Origin of the sequence: Kitasatospora sp. NPDC056327, from assembly GCF_042261735.1 — a bacterium.
Lineage (GTDB): Bacteria > Actinomycetota > Actinomycetes > Streptomycetales > Streptomycetaceae > Kitasatospora.
The window spans coordinates 1-16,172 of sequence record NZ_JBHJRC010000032.1; the positions used below are offsets into that span (position 1 = coordinate 1).

Below are 16,172 nucleotides of genomic sequence, written 5' to 3' on the forward strand. Positions count from 1 at the left end.
GCCCCGGAGGGGGCGCCGGGGCCGGGACGGAAGGTCCGCCGGGGCCGGGGCGGTAAGCCCCGCACCAGGTCAGCGGGCGATACTCCAGGCGATGCCGTCGAGGATGTCGTGCTCGCTGACGACCACCTCCGCGGCGCCCGTCCGCTCCATGATCTCCAGCAGCTCCAGCGCACCCGCCGCGATCACGTCCACCCGGCCCGGGTGCATCGACGGGATGGCCGCCCGCTCCGCGTGGGTGGCGTGCAGCAGCCGGTCGGCGATCTCCGCGACCCGCTCCCGGGAGATCCGCGAGTGGTGGATCGCCTCCGAGTCGTACCGGGGCAGGTCCTGGGCGATCGCCGAGACGGTGGTGACCGTCCCGGCCAGGCCGACCAGGGTGGCCGCACCGGTCAGCGGGACGGTCTCCCCGGCCCGGTCCAGCTCCGCCCGCACGTGCGCCCGCGCCTCGGCGATCTGCTCGTCCGAGGGCAGCTCGGCTCCGGCGAAGTGCCGCTCGGTCAGCCGGACGCAGCCGATGTCCACCGAGCGCGCCGCCTCGACGCCGTCCGCGCCGAGCACGAACTCGGTCGAACCGCCGCCCAGGTCGAAGACCAGGTACGGGGCGGCGAACTGACCGCCGGTGAGCTCCTTGGTGGCACCGACGAAGGACAGGTGCGCCTCCTCCTCGCCGCTGACCACCTCGGGCTCGACCCCCAGGGCCGCGCGGACGCCGTCGACGTACTCGGCGCTGTTCTCGGCGTCCCGGGAGGCACTGGTCGCGACGAAGCGGATCCGCTCGGGGCCCACCCCGAAGCCGGAGATCACCCCGGCGTACTCCCGGCACGCGGCGAAGGTGCGCTCCAGCGCGTCCGGGTGCAGCCGGCCGGTGCGGTCCACGCCCTGGCCCAGCCGGTTGATGGTCATCCGCCGGTCGAGGTCGGTGATCGCCCCGGTCTCCGGGTCGAGGTCCGCGACCAGCAGCCGGATCGAGTTGGTCCCGCAGTCGATCGCGGCCACCCGGGTCGTGGTCATGCGCCGGCCTCCCCCGCCTCGTCCGCCCCGCGCGCGGCCCGCTTGGCGGCGCGCTCGGCGGTCTTCTGCTCCTTGGCCGCGATCACGGCCCCGTGGTCCTGCTCCTTGGCCCGGTTGCGGGCCACCCGGTCACCGGCGGCCGCGACCTCGGCGGCGGAGACGCAGGGGCCCTTGGCCCACCAGTCCTCCAGCATGCCGATCGCCTCGTCGCCGAGCGGGTTGACGCCCTCGCCGGCCGCAAGCGAGTGGCCGACCAGCACGTGCAGGCACTTGACCCGGTCCGGCATGCCACCGGCACTCGGGAAGCCCTCCAGCACCTCGATGGCGTCCCGGCGGGCGATGTAGTCCTCGTGCGCCTTCCGGTACGCCTCGGCCAGCTCCGGCTCCTCGGCGAGCCGGGCGGTCTGGTCCTTCATCACGCCGTCGGCCTCCAGGGTGCCGATCAGCGAGGCCGCCTTGGGGCAGGTCAGGTAGTACAGCGTGGGGAACGGCGTGCCGTCCGGGAGCCGGGGGGCCGTCTCCACGACGTCCGGGTTGCCGCACGGGCAGCGGTGGGCCACGCCGCGCAGACCGCGCGGGACCCGGCCGAGCTGTGCGGCGATGGCCGCGACGTCCTCGTCGGAGACGTTGGGGTGGTTCTCAGTGGTCATGGGGGGAGCTGTCTCCAGCGGGGACGGGGGCGGGTGGTGAGGAGGGGGCGGGCTGCGCCGGGGCGGCCGGGGGCGGGGCGACGGGTGCCGCCGGGGCGGCGGCAGCGGCGTCCACGGAGTCCCAGACACTGGCGTACCAGGGCCGGGCGGCCTTGGCCGGAGCGGCGGCCGGACCGGCCGCGGGCGGTGGCGCGCCCAGCGCGGACTTCGCCGCGTCCCGGGCCGCCGGGTCCACCGCGATGTACGGGGTCTCCCCCGGCATCGCGTAGTGCAGCCGGGTGCGGGCCTGCGCCCTGACGTACTCCGGGTCCTGCCAGCGGGCCTTCTCCCGGCGCAGCTGCTCGACCTGCTGCCGGGCGTGCTCGGCCCGGGCCCGCTGGGCCGAGATCTCCGAGCGCTGCGAGATGAACTGCCGCGTCGGGTACGCCAGGATCGCCACCAGTGAGCAGAGCACCAGCACGAGGACGGTCGCCCGGCTCGTGAACCGGGGCCGGGCCGCCAAGCCCGGGATCCTCCAGCCTGCCATCTCCGGTGTCCCCTCCTGGTCGCGACGGTGCCCCGCCGTCCACCCTACGGGGTGAACGGCGGGGCACCGGTCAGGCGTGCGCTACCGGGCGGCCGGCGGGACCGGCCGGGCGCCGCCGGGCGGGCTCAGCCCTCGTGCTTGAACCGCGGGAAGGCGCCGCGGCCGGCGTACTCGGCGGCGTCGTCGAGGATCTCCTCGATGCGCAGCAGCTGGTTGTACTTGGCGACGCGCTCGGAGCGGGCCGGGGCGCCGGTCTTGATCTGGCCGCAGTTGGTGGCGACGGCGAGGTCGGCGATGGTGACGTCCTCGGTCTCGCCGGAGCGGTGCGACATCATGCAGCGGTAGCCGTTGCGCTGGGCCAGCTCGACGGCGTCCAGGGTCTCGGTCAGCGAGCCGATCTGGTTCACCTTCACCAGCAGCGCGTTGGCGGTGCCGGTCTCGATGCCGCGGGCCAGGCGGGCCGGGTTGGTGACGAACAGGTCGTCGCCGACCAGCTGGACCTTGTCGCCCAGCTTCTCGGTCATGGCCTTCCAGCCGTCCCAGTCCGACTCGTCCAGCGGGTCCTCGATGGAGACCAGCGGGTAGGCGGCGACCAGGCCGGCGTAGTACTCGATGAGCTCGGCGGAGGTGAGCGCCTTGCCCTCGAACTGGTAGGCGTCGTCCTCGAAGAACTCGGAGGCGGCGACGTCCAGAGCCAGCGCGATGTCCTTGCCGGGCACGTAGCCGGCCTTCTGGATGGCCTCGACGATGAGGTCCAGGGCCTCGCGGTTGGAGTCCAGGTTCGGGGCGAAGCCGCCCTCGTCGCCCAGACCGGTGGAGAGGCCGCGCTCCTTCAGCACGCCCTTGAGCGTGTGGTAGACCTCGACACCCCAGCGGACGGCCTCGGAGAAGGACTCCGCGCCGATCGGGGCGATCATGAACTCCTGGATGTCGACGTTGGAGTCCGCGTGCGAGCCGCCGTTGAGGATGTTCATCATCGGGACCGGCAGGACGTGCGCGTTCGGGCCGCCCAGGTAGCGGAACAGCGGCAGGTCGCTGGCCTCGGAGGCGGCGTGCGCGACGGCCAGCGAGACGCCCAGGATGGCGTTGGCGCCGAGCGAGGACTTGTCCGGGGTGGCGTCCAGGTCGAGCATGGCCTGGTCGATCAGGCGCTGCTCGGTGGCGTCGTAGCCGACCAGCTCCGGGCCGATCTGCTCGATGACGGCCAGCACGGCCTTCTCGACGCCCTTGCCGAAGTAGCGGTTCTTGTCGCCGTCGCGGAGCTCCAGCGCCTCGAACGCACCGGTGGAGGCACCCGACGGAACGGCGGCACGGCCGGTGCTGCCGTCGTCGAGGCCGACCTCGACCTCGACCGTGGGGTTGCCGCGCGAGTCGAGAATCTCACGGGCGACGACGACATCGATGGACGGCACGAGGCATCTCCTAGCGGAAGCAGGTTCGGCTGACGGTGGATGCCGGTCGGCCGGACGATTGCGGAGTCGTTACGACCAGAGCCTAACCGCACGGACTGTCCGGGCCACGTCGACCTCGGTTCCGTCTCAGCGTGTGGCCCGGTTACCCACCGGTAGTTCACCTGGTTGCCCGACCCGGGAGGCCCGGATGGGGACGAAGGGGACCGAACGCCGGCCGGCCGCACCCCGGGGGCGCGGCCGGCCGGGGCGCGGTACGGCCCTTCGGGGCGGCGGCCGATCGACCGGGAACGGCCCCTCGGGCGCGTCACGGGCCGGTCGGCGCGGCGTCAGGCGAGGGCCAGGACCTGGCCCGGGACGATCAGGTTCGGGTCGGTGCCGACGGTGCCGCGGTTGCCGTCGTACAGCGCCTGCCAGCCGCCCTGGACGTGCTGGGAGGCGGCGATCCCGGCGAGCGTGTCGCCGGACCGGACGGTGTAGCCCTGGCCGGCCTGCTGCTGCGCGGCGGCCGGGGCGGCGGCCTGGCCGGCGTACTGCTGGTAGACGTCCTGGTGGCTGGTCCAGTACCAGCCACCGTTGTTCTGGTACCAGAAGACCTTGGCGTCGGCGTCCCAGCCGGACTTGCCGGCGAACGACGGCGCCTGCTGCTGGGCCTGCGGGGCCGGTGCGGTCTGCGGCTTCGGGGCGGCGTGCTTCGGGGCGTACGGCTTGGCGGTCCGCTCCTGGGCGGCCTGCGGGGTCTGCGCCTTGGGGGCGGCGTGCTTCGGCGCGGCCGGCTTCGGGGCCTCCTGCTTCGGGGCCTCCTGCTGCGGCTGGGCCTGCGGCTTCGGAGCGGCCGGCTTGGCGTCCGTCGAGGTGTCGACCGCCGCCGGGGCGCCGCCCTTGGTCAGTCCGGCCTTCTTGGAGCAGACCGGCCAGGCACCCGGACCCTGCGAGGCGAGCACCTTCTCGGCGACCGAGATCTGCTGCGCCTTCGAGGCCTGGTTGGCCTGCGGCGCGAAGGCGTTGCCGCCGTACGCCTTCCAGGTGCTGGAGGTGAACTGCAGACCGCCGTAGAAGCCGTTGCCGGTGTTGATGCTCCAGTTGCCGCCGCTCTCGCACTGGGCGACCGAGTCCCAGGTGGAGACCGGGGCGGCGGAGGCGCCGGTGGCGCTCAGGATCGGCATCGCGAGTCCGACGCCGGCGACACCGGCGACGGCGATGGCCTTCTCGGCCTGGGTGCGACGACGGTGACGGCCAGTTCCAACGAACAGCATGAGACGTCCCTCTCCGCACGCCTGCGAGGTGAGCTGTCGGGTTCGGACCGGGAGGTGGCCCGGCCGCGCGGAGGCGGCTTCACCCCTAGCCGTGGGAGACGGCGCAAAACCTGGGTCCCCCGCCCCTGCCCAGGGTTCTGGTCGGTTTCCCGGAGCGCGACGGGCAGGACTCGGCGTTCCGCGCACGGGGCCCGCAGCAGCGGGCTCCCCGGAGACTAGACAGATCATCAGAGCAATCACAAGCTCATATCGCCGACATCACACGAACATCACGTCATGTGAATGATTGCCTACCAACCGAGGATGTTTGTCCGGATTGATGCGGGTTCATGACCCGTGAAACCGCAGGTCGGCGACGATCCGTCAGCGTGTCGCACGCCTTCCCCTGCTGCCGCCGATCACCGTCATCCGCCGTCCGGCCGGCCGTTCCCGTCGTTCGGAAGTGCCCCGGCGGGCAGTTTCTCCGGCGTGAATTCCACGGGAAGTTCACGAAGTCCACGCATGATCAGACCGCCGCGCCAGCGGAGCTCCTCCGGGCCCGCGGCGAGCCGCAGGTCCGGCAGCCGGGACAGCAGGGTGGTCAGCGCGGCCCGCCCCTCCAGCCGGGCCAGCGGGGCGCCGATGCAGTAGTGGATGCCGTGGCCGAAGCCCAGGTGCGGGTTGTCCGTCCGGGCCAGGTCCAGGGTGTTCTCGTCCGGGAACCGGGCCGGGTCCCGGTCCGCCGCCGCGAGCACCACCAGCACCGGGTCGCCGACCGGGATCGCCACCCCGCCGATGGTCAGCGGACTGGTCGCGAACCGCCAGGTGGCGAGCTCCACCGGTCCGTCGTAGCGCAGGAGTTCCTCGATCCCGGTCTCCAGCAGCGCGCTCTCGCCGCGCCCGATCGACTCCTGGAGCAGGGCGCGCTGCCCCGGGTTGCGCAGCAGCGCGTACACGCCGTTGCCGATCAGGTTGACCGTCGTCTCGAAACCGGCGAAGAGGAGGATGAAGGCCATCGCCGCGGCCTCGTTCCCGGTGAGGTGCTCCCCGTGGTCGCTGGCCCGGATCAGCCCGGAGATCAGGTCGTCGCCGGGGTCCGCCCGCTTGCGGTGGATCAGCTCCGCCAGGTAGGCCCGCATCCGCTTCACCGCGCGCCCCACGCCGCCGCGCTGACCGCCGCCGTGCCGGATCATCATCCCGGCCCAGTCCCGGAAGTCGTCCTGGTCCTCGGCCGGCACCCCGAGCAGGTCGCAGATCGCGTAGATGGGGAGCGGGAAGGCGAACTCGTGGATGAGGTCGGCGGAACCGCGGGCCGCGAACCCGTCGATCAGCCGGTCGGTCAACTGCTGCACCCTCGGCTCGAAGGCCGCCACCCGGCGCGGCGTGAACGCCTTCGACACCAGGCGGCGCAACCGGGTGTGGTCCGGCGGGTCGATGTTCAGCAGGTGCGTCATGAGGTCGGCCTGGCGCTCGCCCGGGATGCCGACCCGGCCGGTGCGGTGCGCCTGCTCGCTGTGGTGCACCGGGTTCTTGGAGAGCCTGCTGTCCGCGAGCGCCTGCCGGGCGTCCGCGTACCGAGTGACCAGCCACGCCTCCACCCCGCTCGGCAGGGTGGTCCGGTGCACCGGCTCGTGCTCGCGCAGCCACGCGTACGCCGGGTACGGATCGGCGGCGAACTCCCAGGTGAACAGGGGCGGACGGGCGGCGTCGGACTGAGCTGGCATGGGTCGACGGTATCCCGAGCGTGTCCCGGCCGGCGCACGGCGTGCTCGCGGGCGGCGGCGGCCCGCCGGCCGCGTGCCATGTACACGCAGGAGCGGCCGTGCGCAATGTCCGCCGGGCGCAACAGGCGTGAGCCTGGTCACCTGAGGGGTAATTCCTGTTGCGGAGGGTCAGGACCTGCCTACGATCCTCCGCAAGATGTCCGTGGGCGCCGGTGCGGAGCCGCCCACAGGGAGGAGCTGGACCATGCGGGTCACCGGGTCGGTCGTCGTGATCGCCGTCCTCGACGGCGGTTCGGGGGCGGGTCTCGCCCGCCGGTTCGCCGCGGAGGGGACCGTCGGGATGCTGATCGCCGACCAGCGGGTCGGGATCGCCGAGGACCTCGCCGCCGAGCTCGACCGGCGGGGCTGCCCCGTCGTCGGCGTCTGCGGCGACATCCGCCGCCCCAGCGACGTCGCCGCCCTGGTCGACACCGCCGAGAAGCACCTCGGCCCGATCGACCTGTTCTGCGTGGCCGGGCCGGACGGCGAGCGGGTCGTCTCCCTCGCCGAACTGCCCGACCACCTCGACCTGGAACGGCTCGCCGAACTCGTCGCCCTGGTCGGCGAGGCGATCGGCGAGGTCGTCGTCCCGGTCCGGCGCCGTCCGGTGCCGGACGCCGCGGCGGCCTGACGGCCGGCCCCGGCGCGGGCTCCGCTGTGGCCCGGGCCACGTCACGGCGCGGGCCACGTCACGGCGCGGGCTTCAGGCCCTCCGCGGCGCGCACCGCGTCCCGGTAGCCGCGCGCCGCGGCCCGCAGCGCGGCGTCGACGTCCACCCCGGCGTCGTGCGCGCGCTGCGCCAGCGCCAGCAGCAGCCGGCCCGCCGACTCCGCCGTGAGCTCGGCGGGCAGCTCGTAGGGCTCGTCCGGCACCCCGGTGAACCCGGCCCGCCGCACCCGTGACACCAGCTTCGCCGCGTGGGCGAGCGAGGGCAGCCCGGCCGGCACGCCGTCCAGCACCGACTCGCGGTCCGACTTCTCGGCCGCCTTGAGCGCCTCCCAGTTGGCCTCCACCTCGGCCGCGCCGTTCGCCTCGGCGTCCCCGAACACGTGCGGGTGCCGGTACATCAGCTTGTCGACGATGTCGCCCGCCACGTCGTCGATCGTGAAGGCGTCGGTGGGGTGCTCCTCGGCGATCCGGGAGTGGAAGAAGACCTGGAGCAGGACGTCGCCCAGCTCCTCGCGGAGCGTGTCGCGGTCCCCCTCCTCGATCGCCTCGACCAGCTCGTAGGCCTCCTCGACCAGGTACTTCACCAGGCTGGCGTGGGTCTGCTCGGCGTCCCACGGGCAGCCGCCCGGCGAGCGGAGGCGGTCCATCACGGAGACCAGGTCCAGCAGGCGGGCGCCCGGCAGGTCGTAGGAGCCGGGGAGCACCTCGATCTCCGGGACCTCGCCCGCGTGCTCGACCGCGAGGCGGGCCAGCGCGTCGGTCAGCCCCGGATCGCCGTCCGGGCTGCCCAGCCAAACCGTCGGAGCGGGCGCGGCGGCGGTTCCGGGGGTGGTCCCCGTCAGCAGCCGGGCCAGCGCGGGAGCGGAGCCGGGCGGCACGATCTCCACCTCGACTCCGGCCTGCCGCACGGCGGGCACCTGCGGGTGACCGGCGTCGGCGGCGAGCACCCGCCCGGCCGACCGCAGCGCCTCCCAGGCGGGCCAGGACAGCAGGCCGGGTGCCACCCGGTGGGTCGTGATGAGGAGGATCAGCTTGGTGCCCGGGGGATTCGTCGTCACCCTTCGAACCTACCCGCCCGCCCCACCCACCCGCCGCCGGGTTTCACCCCCGGACACCCGCCCCGGGCGCAGCAGGCCTCCGGCCTGCGCAGGGCCCCGGCCGCGCGGGAAGTCGGACCCGCGGACTTCCCGCACACGCGGACCCAGGGCTTGTCCGCCACCTCACCCACCGCCGGGCTCCAGCCCCCGACAACCGAACCCGGGCCACGAAGGGCATCGCGCCGTACAGGAGGTCGAGCCCGTCGACTTCCCACGGAGGCAGGCCGCCCGGGCCCGGCCGACACCTCCCCACCTCGCTCCACCGGGCCCCCCAGGACACAACGCACGAGTCGCCGGGCCCATCGACTTCCGGCGCCGGCCGACGCGAGTTCCGTCGGCACTCCCCGATCCGCCATGGGGCACAGCCCCGGCTGCCGCTCCTTGGTCACCCCGGACGTCGCGCCGCACGGAACATCGGGCCCACGGGCTTCCGGCTGGACGACACCCCGGGCCACCGGCGCCACCACCTCCCGTCGGGCTTCGGCCCCGACGGCCACCCCCGGGACACCGGAAACATCACTCCGCACAGGAAGTCGGACCCGCCGACTTCCCGCCCAGGCGGGCCCGGGTTCCGCAACCACTCCCCATCACGGGGCTTCGGCCCCCGGCGGCCGGCCCTGGTCCGGCCGGCGCCTCACGCCGCAGCGCATGAGGTGTCAGGCCCATCGGCTTCCGGTGCCGGTGAACCCAGTTCCCACCGGCACCGCTTCACCGGACCGCCGCCGTGCCTCGCCCCCACTGTCCGCCCCCGCTGTGCGGCCCCACTGTGCGGCCCCGGGACCGCACAGGATCCCGGGCCCCGCGGGGTGTCGGCTCATCGAGTCCCCGAACGGGCGGCCCCCGGTTCCGCCGGCACCAATCCGCCGGGGCTTCGGGCCCGGCGGCCGGCCCCGGGCCGCGTGGGGCATCACGCCGCGGAGCGTGCCGGGTCCGCCGAATTCCGGTGTCGGCGGCCCCGGGCCCGGCCCAGGCACCGGCCCGCCCGGCCCGCGTTGCGCGCGGCCGGGCCGGGCGGTAGCTCTCCGGGCGCCCCGTGCCCGCCGGCACTCACCCCCTCCCCTGCTACCGGCGCAGGAAGTCGGACCCGCCGACTTCCTGCGTCAGCCGGAGTCGGCCCAGGGAGCGGGACCAGGCGGGCGGGCGGGGCTGCACACGCCGGTGCGGCGGGTCAACCCTGACGATCGTCCAGGGCCGCATCTGTCTTTCGGGTCGGGTGCGGCACCACCCCGGACGCCTACCTTCCGTGGCATGACGAACACGTTCAGGTACAGAACGGTCCTCGCGGTGCTGCTGCTCGGCGCGGGTGCCGGCACGGTCGGGTGGCTGGCGCCCGCACGCGGGGGCGGCGGTGGACCGGTCCACGTGGTCACCGGCTGGTCGGCCACCGGCTACCGCCGCGCGGCCGATGCCGTCGCCGACGCCCCGCACGGGTCGGCCGCCCTGCTGGAGCCCGCCACCGAGGCGGGCCTGCTGCTCCTGGGCCTGCTGCTCGCGCTCTGCTGGTGGACGGCGCGCGGGCGGCGGGCCGCCGGAGCGGTCGCGGGCGTCGCGCTCACCGGCCTCGGCACGGTGCTCGCGTACGGGGCGAGCGAGGCGCTGAAGCTCGTGGTCGACGAGGAACGGCCCTGCCGGGCCCTGCCCGGCCTGCCGTCCACCGCGCTCGCCGACTGCCCTCCGCCGGGCGACTGGTCGTTCCCCAGCAACCACGCGACGCTCGCCGTCGCCCTCGCCACCGGTCTGGTGCTGCTGCGGCCGCGCCTGGCGTGGCTCGCCGTACCGGTCGGCCTCGGCACGGCCGCCCTGCGGGTCGCCGCCGGGGTCCACTACCCGCACGACGTGACCGCCGGATCGGTGCTGGGCGCGACGGTCACCGCCGCTGTGGTCGTCGCCCTGCTGCCGGCCGCGACGGCGGCGGTGACCGCGCTGGGCGGCGTGCGGCTGCTCGGCCCGCTGCTGCTGGCACCCGCGCCGACGACACCGTCGGGACCGGGGCCGGCACCCGCCCCGGGCACCGGCAGCACGGACTCAGCCCGGTGGGCTCCCGGTCAGGCCGGCCTCGTGCGCGAGGACGGCCGCGGCGGCCCGGTTGGCCACCCCCAGCCGCGCCAGGACGCTGCTGACGTGCGCCTTCACCGTCCCTTCCACCACCCCGATCCGGCGGGCGATCTGGCCGTTGGACAGCCCGGCGGCGACGAGCGCCAGCACGTCCCGCTCGCGGGCGGTCAGCCCGGCCACCTGCCGCTGGGCGGCGGCCCGCCGGTCGGCCGGACCGCCGGCCCCGCCGGCGGCGAGGTGGGCCACCACCCGGGCGGCCACCCTTGGTGACAGATAGGCGGCACCGTCCGCCACCGACCGGACGCCGGCGATCAGTTCCTCCGGCTCACCGGACTTGATCAGGAAGCCGTTGGCGCCCCCGCCGAGGGCCCGCAGGATGTAGTCGTCCTCACCGAAGGTGGTCAGCATGACGATGCCGGTCGAAGCCCCCGTCCGAGTGGTGACGGCACTGCGGCGGATCTCGGCCGCGGCGGCGATGCCGTCCACGCCGGGCATCCGGATGTCCAGCACGGCGACGTCCGGACGGTGGCGCCGGACCAGGTCGACGGCCTCCCGCCCGTCACCCGTCTCGGCGACGATCTCGATGTCCGGGGCGGTGGTGAGGACGGCCCGCACGCCCGCGCGCACCATCGGCTCGTCGTCGGCGATCAGCACCCGGATCGGCACGCGGGCCCCTTCCTCCCGCTGCCCGTTCATCCGGCGCTCCGAACGCGCCACCGGCTCCGGACGCTCACTGGACCAGGGCGTCCAGCGAGATCAGCACGTCGTCCCGGAAGCAGAGCCGGTACGCGTCCCCGGAGCGGTCGTTGTTGAACGCGTCTGCCGTCATGGCGTAGTACTCGCACGTCACTCCTTCTCCACCGGGTGGCGGGTCGCCCACGGACGGATGGTACGGAAACTGACGTTCCGGCAGAAATCGCTGCACGACGGCCCGTTCCTGTCCGACGCGGAGCGAGGCGTAGTCGGCGGGGTCGAGGACGGCCCGGCCGGTCGTGTGGATCGTCCAGCCCCGCAGCACGGCGGTGAGTGTCAGCGCGACGGAGAGCGGTACCAGCACGACGGCCACCATCATCCGGCCCACCCGGCGGCGCGCCCGGCGCAGTTCGCGGGCCGGCGAGACCGCCGGCGGCGGCGGGACCGGGCCGGCCGGGGCGCCGGAACGCGGCAGGTCGGCCTCCACCTCGAAGCCCGTGCCGTCGGAGCACGGCCCGTGCCGGAAGGCGCCCCCGGCCAGCCGGACGCGCTCGGCCAGGCCGATGAGACCGCGGCCGCCCACAGCCGGGGCACCGTCCGTACCGGGGCACCGCTCGGCACCGGCCCCGGACGGGCCGTTCACCACCCGGACGCGGGCGCCGTCCCGGTCGTACGCCACCACCACCGTGACCGGCGCGCCCGGAGCGTGCTTGGCCGCGTTGGTCAGCGCCTCCTGGACGACCCGGTACGCCGCGTGCTCGGCCGCCCGCGGCAGACCGTCCGGCTCACCGGTGACGGTCAGCCGGACGTCCAGACCGGCTGCGGCCGCCTCCCCCACCAACTGGGGGAGGCCGGCGTCGGCGGGGCCCCGGGCCGCGTGCGTGTCGCTCTCGTCCCGGAGTATGCCGATCACCTCGCCGAGGCGTTCGACGGCGGCGGCCGCGCCCGCCCGGATCTCCCGGGCCGCGTCCCGGTGCGGTGGGGCCAGGTCGGGCGCCAGCTTCAGGGCACCGGCGCGCAGCGCGATCAGGCTCAGGTCGTGGCCGAGGGCGTCGTGCATGTCCTGGGCGATCCGGGCCCGCTCCCGCAGGCGCGCCTGCTCGGCCACCAGCCGCTGCTCGCGCTCGGCCCGCTCCGCGCGCTCCCAGCCGGCCCGCACCAGTTCCTGGGACTGCCGCCAGAACCGCCCCACCATCCACGGGCCCATCCCGGCGCAGACCAGGACGGAGACGAAGGACGTCACCTGCACCGACCGGTCCGGAACGAGGACGGCGACCAGTGTCCCGGCCGAGACCAGCACCACCAGCAGGACGGCCGCCTCCCGCACCCGCTCCGTCCGCACACCGGCCGCGAACGCCGCCGCGACCCCCGGCAGCGCCCACCAGAGGGACACCGCACTCAGCCCGAACGCCCCGGCCGCCAGCACCAGCAGCCCCCGGTCCACCCACCACGCTCTCGTCCGCACCCGCCCGACCCTACGGACCTCAGGTCCACCGCGGATCTGTCGAAAGTCATACCGTTCCCCCGAGGGGGTGGCGGCCCTGCCCCCGGAGGGGGGACGCCACCACCCGCACAGGAAGTCGGCGGGGCCGACCTCCTGTGCGCGCTGCGACTGCTCCGGCCCGACTGCGGAGCCGCGTACACCCGGGACAGGCCGATGCGGAGCACCGGCGGAACGGGGCGAGTGCGGGAGGTGACCGGCCCGTACCCGGTTCTTCCAGTGCCTCCGGCCCCACCTGGTGCGCAGCGGGCCCTCCTCGGCGGGTCACGCGCCCGCCCGACCCGCAGGACGGGCCGAGCGCGCTGCTCACGCCGCCAGGACGGCGCCGACCAACATCGTCCGGGCCGTACCGCAGAAGCCGCACGCGCGCAGTCACGCGTCTCCCGACCGCCGCGAGGCCGTGCAGGCGCGCCCGGACGCGCGGAAGCCGGCGCACTCCCACCGTGCAGCCGGACCGGAACGCACCATCCGGTCCGCACCCGCAGATGCCGCACCGGATCGCGGTCCCGAGTCGGCGCGCACGGAGGGGACGGACGGTCGGGTACTCCGGAGGCGCGGTCCTGCGAGGGGGAGGGAGTTGCCGCAGCAGCGTCGTGGCGCTTCCCGGTGCGCAGAGACGTACCGGGGCGACGAGGTCAGCCCTGCAATCCGGCAACACGGGTGTCCTCCGGCCGCGCATGCGGACCCGGACGTCCGCGCGCCAAGAGGCCGCAGCGGTACAGGTCTCCACCGACAACGGGCTCGGCCCCGGACGCCGGAGGGCCGGGAAGGCGCAGCGACGCAGGCGCCGCCCTGCCGCGAACGCCGGGTCAGGCGTGCGGGGGCCAGGGGGTGGCGGTGGTGCGGTGGGGTTGGAGGGTGTCGAGGGTCTGGCGGAGGCGGCGGACCGCCGGGTGGTGGGGGCCCTCGCGGCGTTCGCGGTCGAAGAGGAGCTGCAGCAGCCACGACCATGCCGCCTCGGCCTCACCGAGCGCGGCCAGCAGGACGCCGATCCGTTCCCGGAGGTCCAGCAGGCGCTCCGGTTCGGCCTCCGGCCACACCGCCAGCAGTGCCTGGTACTCGGCCAGCGCCTCCGCGCCGCGGCCGAGCTGTTCGAGGCACTCGGCGACCCGGTAGCGGGGCTCCAGCGCCGGCCGGCCGTGCGGGCCGCCCTCGGCGGTGGCCGCGAGCAGCCGGTACTCCGGGAGGGCGTCGTGGTGGCGGCGTTCCTGGAGCAGCGTGCGGGCGTAGATGCTGCGGACGGTGCGGACCGTCGCCGCGCCGTCGCCGGGTTCGGACCGGCCGCGCGCCAGCAACCGGGCGGCGAGGTCGAGCACCTCGGTGCGCCGGCCGGCGTCGACCAGGTCGGAGAGCCGGGCGCAGGCGGCCCCGAAGTCCTCCGCCGGCACGACGGGCACGACGGGGGGCGGCGGCCCGTACGGGGCGGCCGGGGTCGGCACGCCGACCGGCACGCCGACCGGCGCGACGGGCGGCGCGAAAGGCGGCGGAGTGCCCCACCCGCCCGCCGTCGCCGGCACCGGGCCGGGCCCTGCCGGTCCACCCCGTGCGGGTCCACCCCCTGCCGAACCCGCCGGGCGGGGCTGCGGCTGGAGCGGGTACCGGTACGGCCGGGCCGGATCGGGCAGCGGCCCGTACCGGGGCTGCGGCACGGAGACGGCGGCGGGCAGCAGCGGCAGCAGCCGCCCGTACACCTCCTGCGCGTCGGCCGGACGGTCCTCGGGCCGCTTGGCGAGCAGGTCGAGGACCAGCCGCTCCAGCGGCGCCGGCACCTCGGGACGCAGGTCGCGCAGCGGCACCGGCGGGTCGTCGACGTGCCGGCGCAGCAGCCCCAGCGGGGTCGGCGCGCGGAACGGCCCCTCGCCGGTCAGCATCTCGTGCAGCAGGCAGCCGAGCGCGTAGAGGTCGCTGCGCGGGTCGACGACGGCGGACAGCGCCTGTTCCGGCGCCATGTAGGACGGGCTGCCGATCGGGACGCCGGTGAGCGTGAGGCGGGTGGCCTCGGGGTCGATCGCGGTGGCGATGCCGAGGTCCAGCAGGACGGTCCGGCCGTCGTCACGGACCATCACGTTGCTGGGCTTGAGGTCCCGGTGGACGACGGCCACGTCGTGGACGGCGGCCAGCGCGGCACAGAGCTGGGCGGCCACCGAGACCGCGCGCTCGACCGGGAACGGCGCGTCCTCGGCGATGAGGTCGGCCAGGCTGACGCCCGGGACCCGCTGCATGACGAGGTACAGCTCGCCGCCGTCCTCGCCGGCGTCGAACACGGTCACCAGGCCCGGGTGGTCGAGGGCGGCGGTGGTGCGGCACTCCCGGAGGAAACGGCGGCTCAGTTCGTCGCCGTGCCGAAGGCGGGCGGATCCGGCGGGGCCGGCGGTGCCGGCGGCGGCGAGCAGGCGGTCGGTGCGCAGCAGCTTGACCGCGACCGGGCGGGCGAGCCGTTCGTCACGGCCGGCCCAGACCTGGCCCATGCCGCCGTGGCCGATCTTCTCGGTGAGGTGGTAGCGGCCGCCGATCACCCGGGCGACGGTCACGGGCGGTCCTCGCGGGCCTGCCGGCGCAGCAGTTCACCGAGTTCGCGCAGTTCGTCGGAGGTCGCGGGGCCCGCCGCACCGACGCCGGAACCACCGGTGCCGTTGCCGGGACGGGGCCCGGGGCCGGCACCGGGGCCGGCGGCCCGCACCGGCGGATGGGAGACGGCCGACGGGTGGGGGTCGGCGGCCGGATAGGGCTGTGCGGTCCCGTACGGCTGCCCGGCCCCGTAGGGCTGCGGGTACGGCGCCGGGGTGCCGTACGACGGGGCGGGCGGGTACGGCCGGGCCTGCGGGTACGGCTGGACCGGCGCGGCGGGCGCCGGATAGCCGTAGCCGGCCGTCGGCGCGTAGGAGGCGGCCGGGGCGGCGGGCGTCCGCGCGGCGCGGCCCGAGGCCCAGACCGCCCGGCGGTCCATCAGCAGGAAGTGCACCGGCGTGGTCAGCCACATCAGCACCATCGCCGTGGTGCCGACCGCGTCGGCGGTCGGGGCCTCGCCCTTGCCGTAGCTGCCCGCGATGCCCACGCAGATGATGTAGGCGAGGAACAGGGCGCCGAAGAGCGCCGCGCCCAGGATGTCGTACCCCCGGCGGCGGCGGACCGCCAGCAGCAGCGACGGGACCATGCCGAGCAGGCCGACGGTGAGCAGCGGCGCCAGCACCACCAGGGTCCGGCCGAGCACGCCGTACGGACCGGCCTGCCGCCCGGGGACCGGCGGCGGGACGGCCGTGGTGGTGGCGTAGGGCTGCGGCACGGCGCCGGGTATGCCGCCGGCGGGCGCGCCACCGGGCGGTGGGCCGAACTGCCCGGGGTACTGCCCTGACATGGCGCTCCTGAGCGGGTGAGGAGGACGGCCGTCCGGATCCCGGAAACGGCTCCGCACACGGTACCGCCCGCGCCCGTCGTGCCGGAGTCCTTCCGCGGTACGGCGGCCCGCGCAGGCGTCGGCCCGGCAGGCGCCCCGCCCGGCAGGCTCCCTGCCCCGGCCCGCGGCGGCGTGGCGCCCCGCGGGCACCGGTCGGGGACGACCCCGC

General features: G+C 75.5%; 12 protein-coding genes, 1 pseudogene and 1 riboswitch. Of the genes and pseudogenes, 2 read left to right on the plus strand and 11 right to left on the minus strand.

The window, feature by feature from the left end; all coding sequences use genetic code 11:
• Positions 1-69: 69 nt before the first annotated feature.
• The 6 genes from ACFCX4_RS07630 to ACFCX4_RS07655 form a co-directional block, all read right to left on the minus strand.
• Positions 70-1,011: an exopolyphosphatase gene (locus ACFCX4_RS07630; RefSeq protein WP_376139702.1), complete on the minus strand. Its 942-nt coding sequence runs from the start codon at positions 1,009-1,011 to the stop codon at positions 70-72.
• Entirely contained in the window at positions 1,008-1,679 is a 672-nt protein-coding gene (locus ACFCX4_RS07635) for a DUF501 domain-containing protein (RefSeq protein ID WP_376139726.1), read from the minus strand. Before ACFCX4_RS07635 ends, ACFCX4_RS07630 begins: the two co-directional genes overlap by 4 nt.
• Positions 1,651-2,163, minus strand: a complete 513-nt coding sequence (locus tag ACFCX4_RS07640; protein ID WP_376139727.1) for a septum formation initiator family protein — start codon at positions 2,161-2,163, stop codon at positions 1,651-1,653. The genes ACFCX4_RS07635 and ACFCX4_RS07640 overlap by 29 nt, the downstream gene beginning before the upstream one ends.
• A gap of 149 nt (positions 2,164-2,312) precedes the next feature.
• Complete coding sequence (gene eno, locus ACFCX4_RS07645; RefSeq protein ID WP_376139703.1) at positions 2,313-3,599, minus strand: phosphopyruvate hydratase; 1,287 nt, start codon at positions 3,597-3,599, stop codon at positions 2,313-2,315.
• Positions 3,600-3,925: 326 nt separating this feature from the next.
• Positions 3,926-4,852 (minus strand): transglycosylase family protein, encoded by a 927-nt coding sequence (locus ACFCX4_RS07650; RefSeq protein ID WP_376139704.1) that lies wholly within the window; start codon positions 4,850-4,852, stop codon positions 3,926-3,928.
• Positions 4,853-4,856: 4 nt separating this feature from the next.
• Positions 4,857-5,006, minus strand: a riboswitch (cyclic di-AMP (ydaO/yuaA leader).
• Between the two features lie 250 nt (positions 5,007-5,256).
• A complete protein-coding gene (locus ACFCX4_RS07655; RefSeq protein WP_376139705.1) occupies positions 5,257-6,555 on the minus strand; it encodes a cytochrome P450 in 1,299 nt (432 codons plus the stop codon).
• 244 nt (positions 6,556-6,799) lie between these two features.
• On the opposite strand from ACFCX4_RS07655, the gene ACFCX4_RS07660 reads away from it, so the two are divergent.
• Positions 6,800-7,225, plus strand: coding sequence for an SDR family NAD(P)-dependent oxidoreductase (locus ACFCX4_RS07660; RefSeq protein WP_376139706.1), 426 nt, complete (start codon positions 6,800-6,802; stop codon positions 7,223-7,225).
• 58 nt (positions 7,226-7,283) lie between these two features.
• On the opposite strand, the gene ACFCX4_RS07665 is transcribed toward ACFCX4_RS07660, so the two are convergent.
• Complete coding sequence (locus tag ACFCX4_RS07665) at positions 7,284-8,321, minus strand: MazG family protein (RefSeq protein WP_376139707.1); 1,038 nt, start codon at positions 8,319-8,321, stop codon at positions 7,284-7,286.
• A 1,287-nt stretch (positions 8,322-9,608) separates the two neighbouring features.
• Here ACFCX4_RS07665 and ACFCX4_RS07670 point away from each other — a divergent pair.
• Positions 9,609-10,235, plus strand: a pseudogene (locus ACFCX4_RS07670) (phosphatase PAP2 family protein); the annotation flags it as partial.
• 150 nt (positions 10,236-10,385) lie between these two features.
• Here the strand turns inward: ACFCX4_RS07670 and ACFCX4_RS07675 are convergent.
• From ACFCX4_RS07675 to ACFCX4_RS07690, 4 genes are all read right to left on the minus strand, one after another.
• The gene (locus ACFCX4_RS07675) at positions 10,386-11,111 is read right to left on the minus strand and encodes a response regulator (RefSeq protein ID WP_376139708.1); all 726 of its coding nucleotides are present in this window, start codon (positions 11,109-11,111) and stop codon (positions 10,386-10,388) included.
• A gap of 34 nt (positions 11,112-11,145) precedes the next feature.
• Positions 11,146-12,573, minus strand: a complete 1,428-nt coding sequence (locus ACFCX4_RS07680; RefSeq protein ID WP_376139709.1) for a sensor histidine kinase — start codon at positions 12,571-12,573, stop codon at positions 11,146-11,148.
• Between the two features lie 845 nt (positions 12,574-13,418).
• The gene (locus tag ACFCX4_RS07685) at positions 13,419-15,140 is read right to left on the minus strand and encodes a protein kinase (protein WP_376139710.1); all 1,722 of its coding nucleotides are present in this window, start codon (positions 15,138-15,140) and stop codon (positions 13,419-13,421) included.
• Positions 15,137-15,964 carry a hypothetical protein gene (locus tag ACFCX4_RS07690; protein ID WP_376139711.1) on the minus strand — a complete coding sequence of 276 codons (828 nt, stop codon included), beginning with the start codon at positions 15,962-15,964 and terminating at the stop codon, positions 15,137-15,139. Before ACFCX4_RS07690 ends, ACFCX4_RS07685 begins: the two co-directional genes overlap by 4 nt.
• Positions 15,965-16,172 lie beyond the last annotated feature (208 nt).

Excerpts from the sequence above, each read along its gene's own strand:
- ACFCX4_RS07630 (WP_376139702.1), bottom strand. The coding sequence starts at position 1,011 with ATGACCACGACCCGGGTGGCCGCGATCGACTGCGGGACCAACTCGATC.
- ACFCX4_RS07650 (WP_376139704.1), bottom strand. The coding sequence starts at position 4,852 with ATGCTGTTCGTTGGAACTGGCCGTCACCGTCGTCGCACCCAGGCCGAG.
- ACFCX4_RS07655 (WP_376139705.1), bottom strand. The coding sequence starts at position 6,555 with ATGCCAGCTCAGTCCGACGCCGCCCGTCCGCCCCTGTTCACCTGGGAG.
- ACFCX4_RS07660 (WP_376139706.1), top strand. The coding sequence starts at position 6,800 with ATGCGGGTCACCGGGTCGGTCGTCGTGATCGCCGTCCTCGACGGCGGT.
- ACFCX4_RS07675 (WP_376139708.1), bottom strand. The coding sequence starts at position 11,111 with ATGAACGGGCAGCGGGAGGAAGGGGCCCGCGTGCCGATCCGGGTGCTG.
- ACFCX4_RS07690 (WP_376139711.1), bottom strand. The coding sequence starts at position 15,964 with ATGTCAGGGCAGTACCCCGGGCAGTTCGGCCCACCGCCCGGTGGCGCG.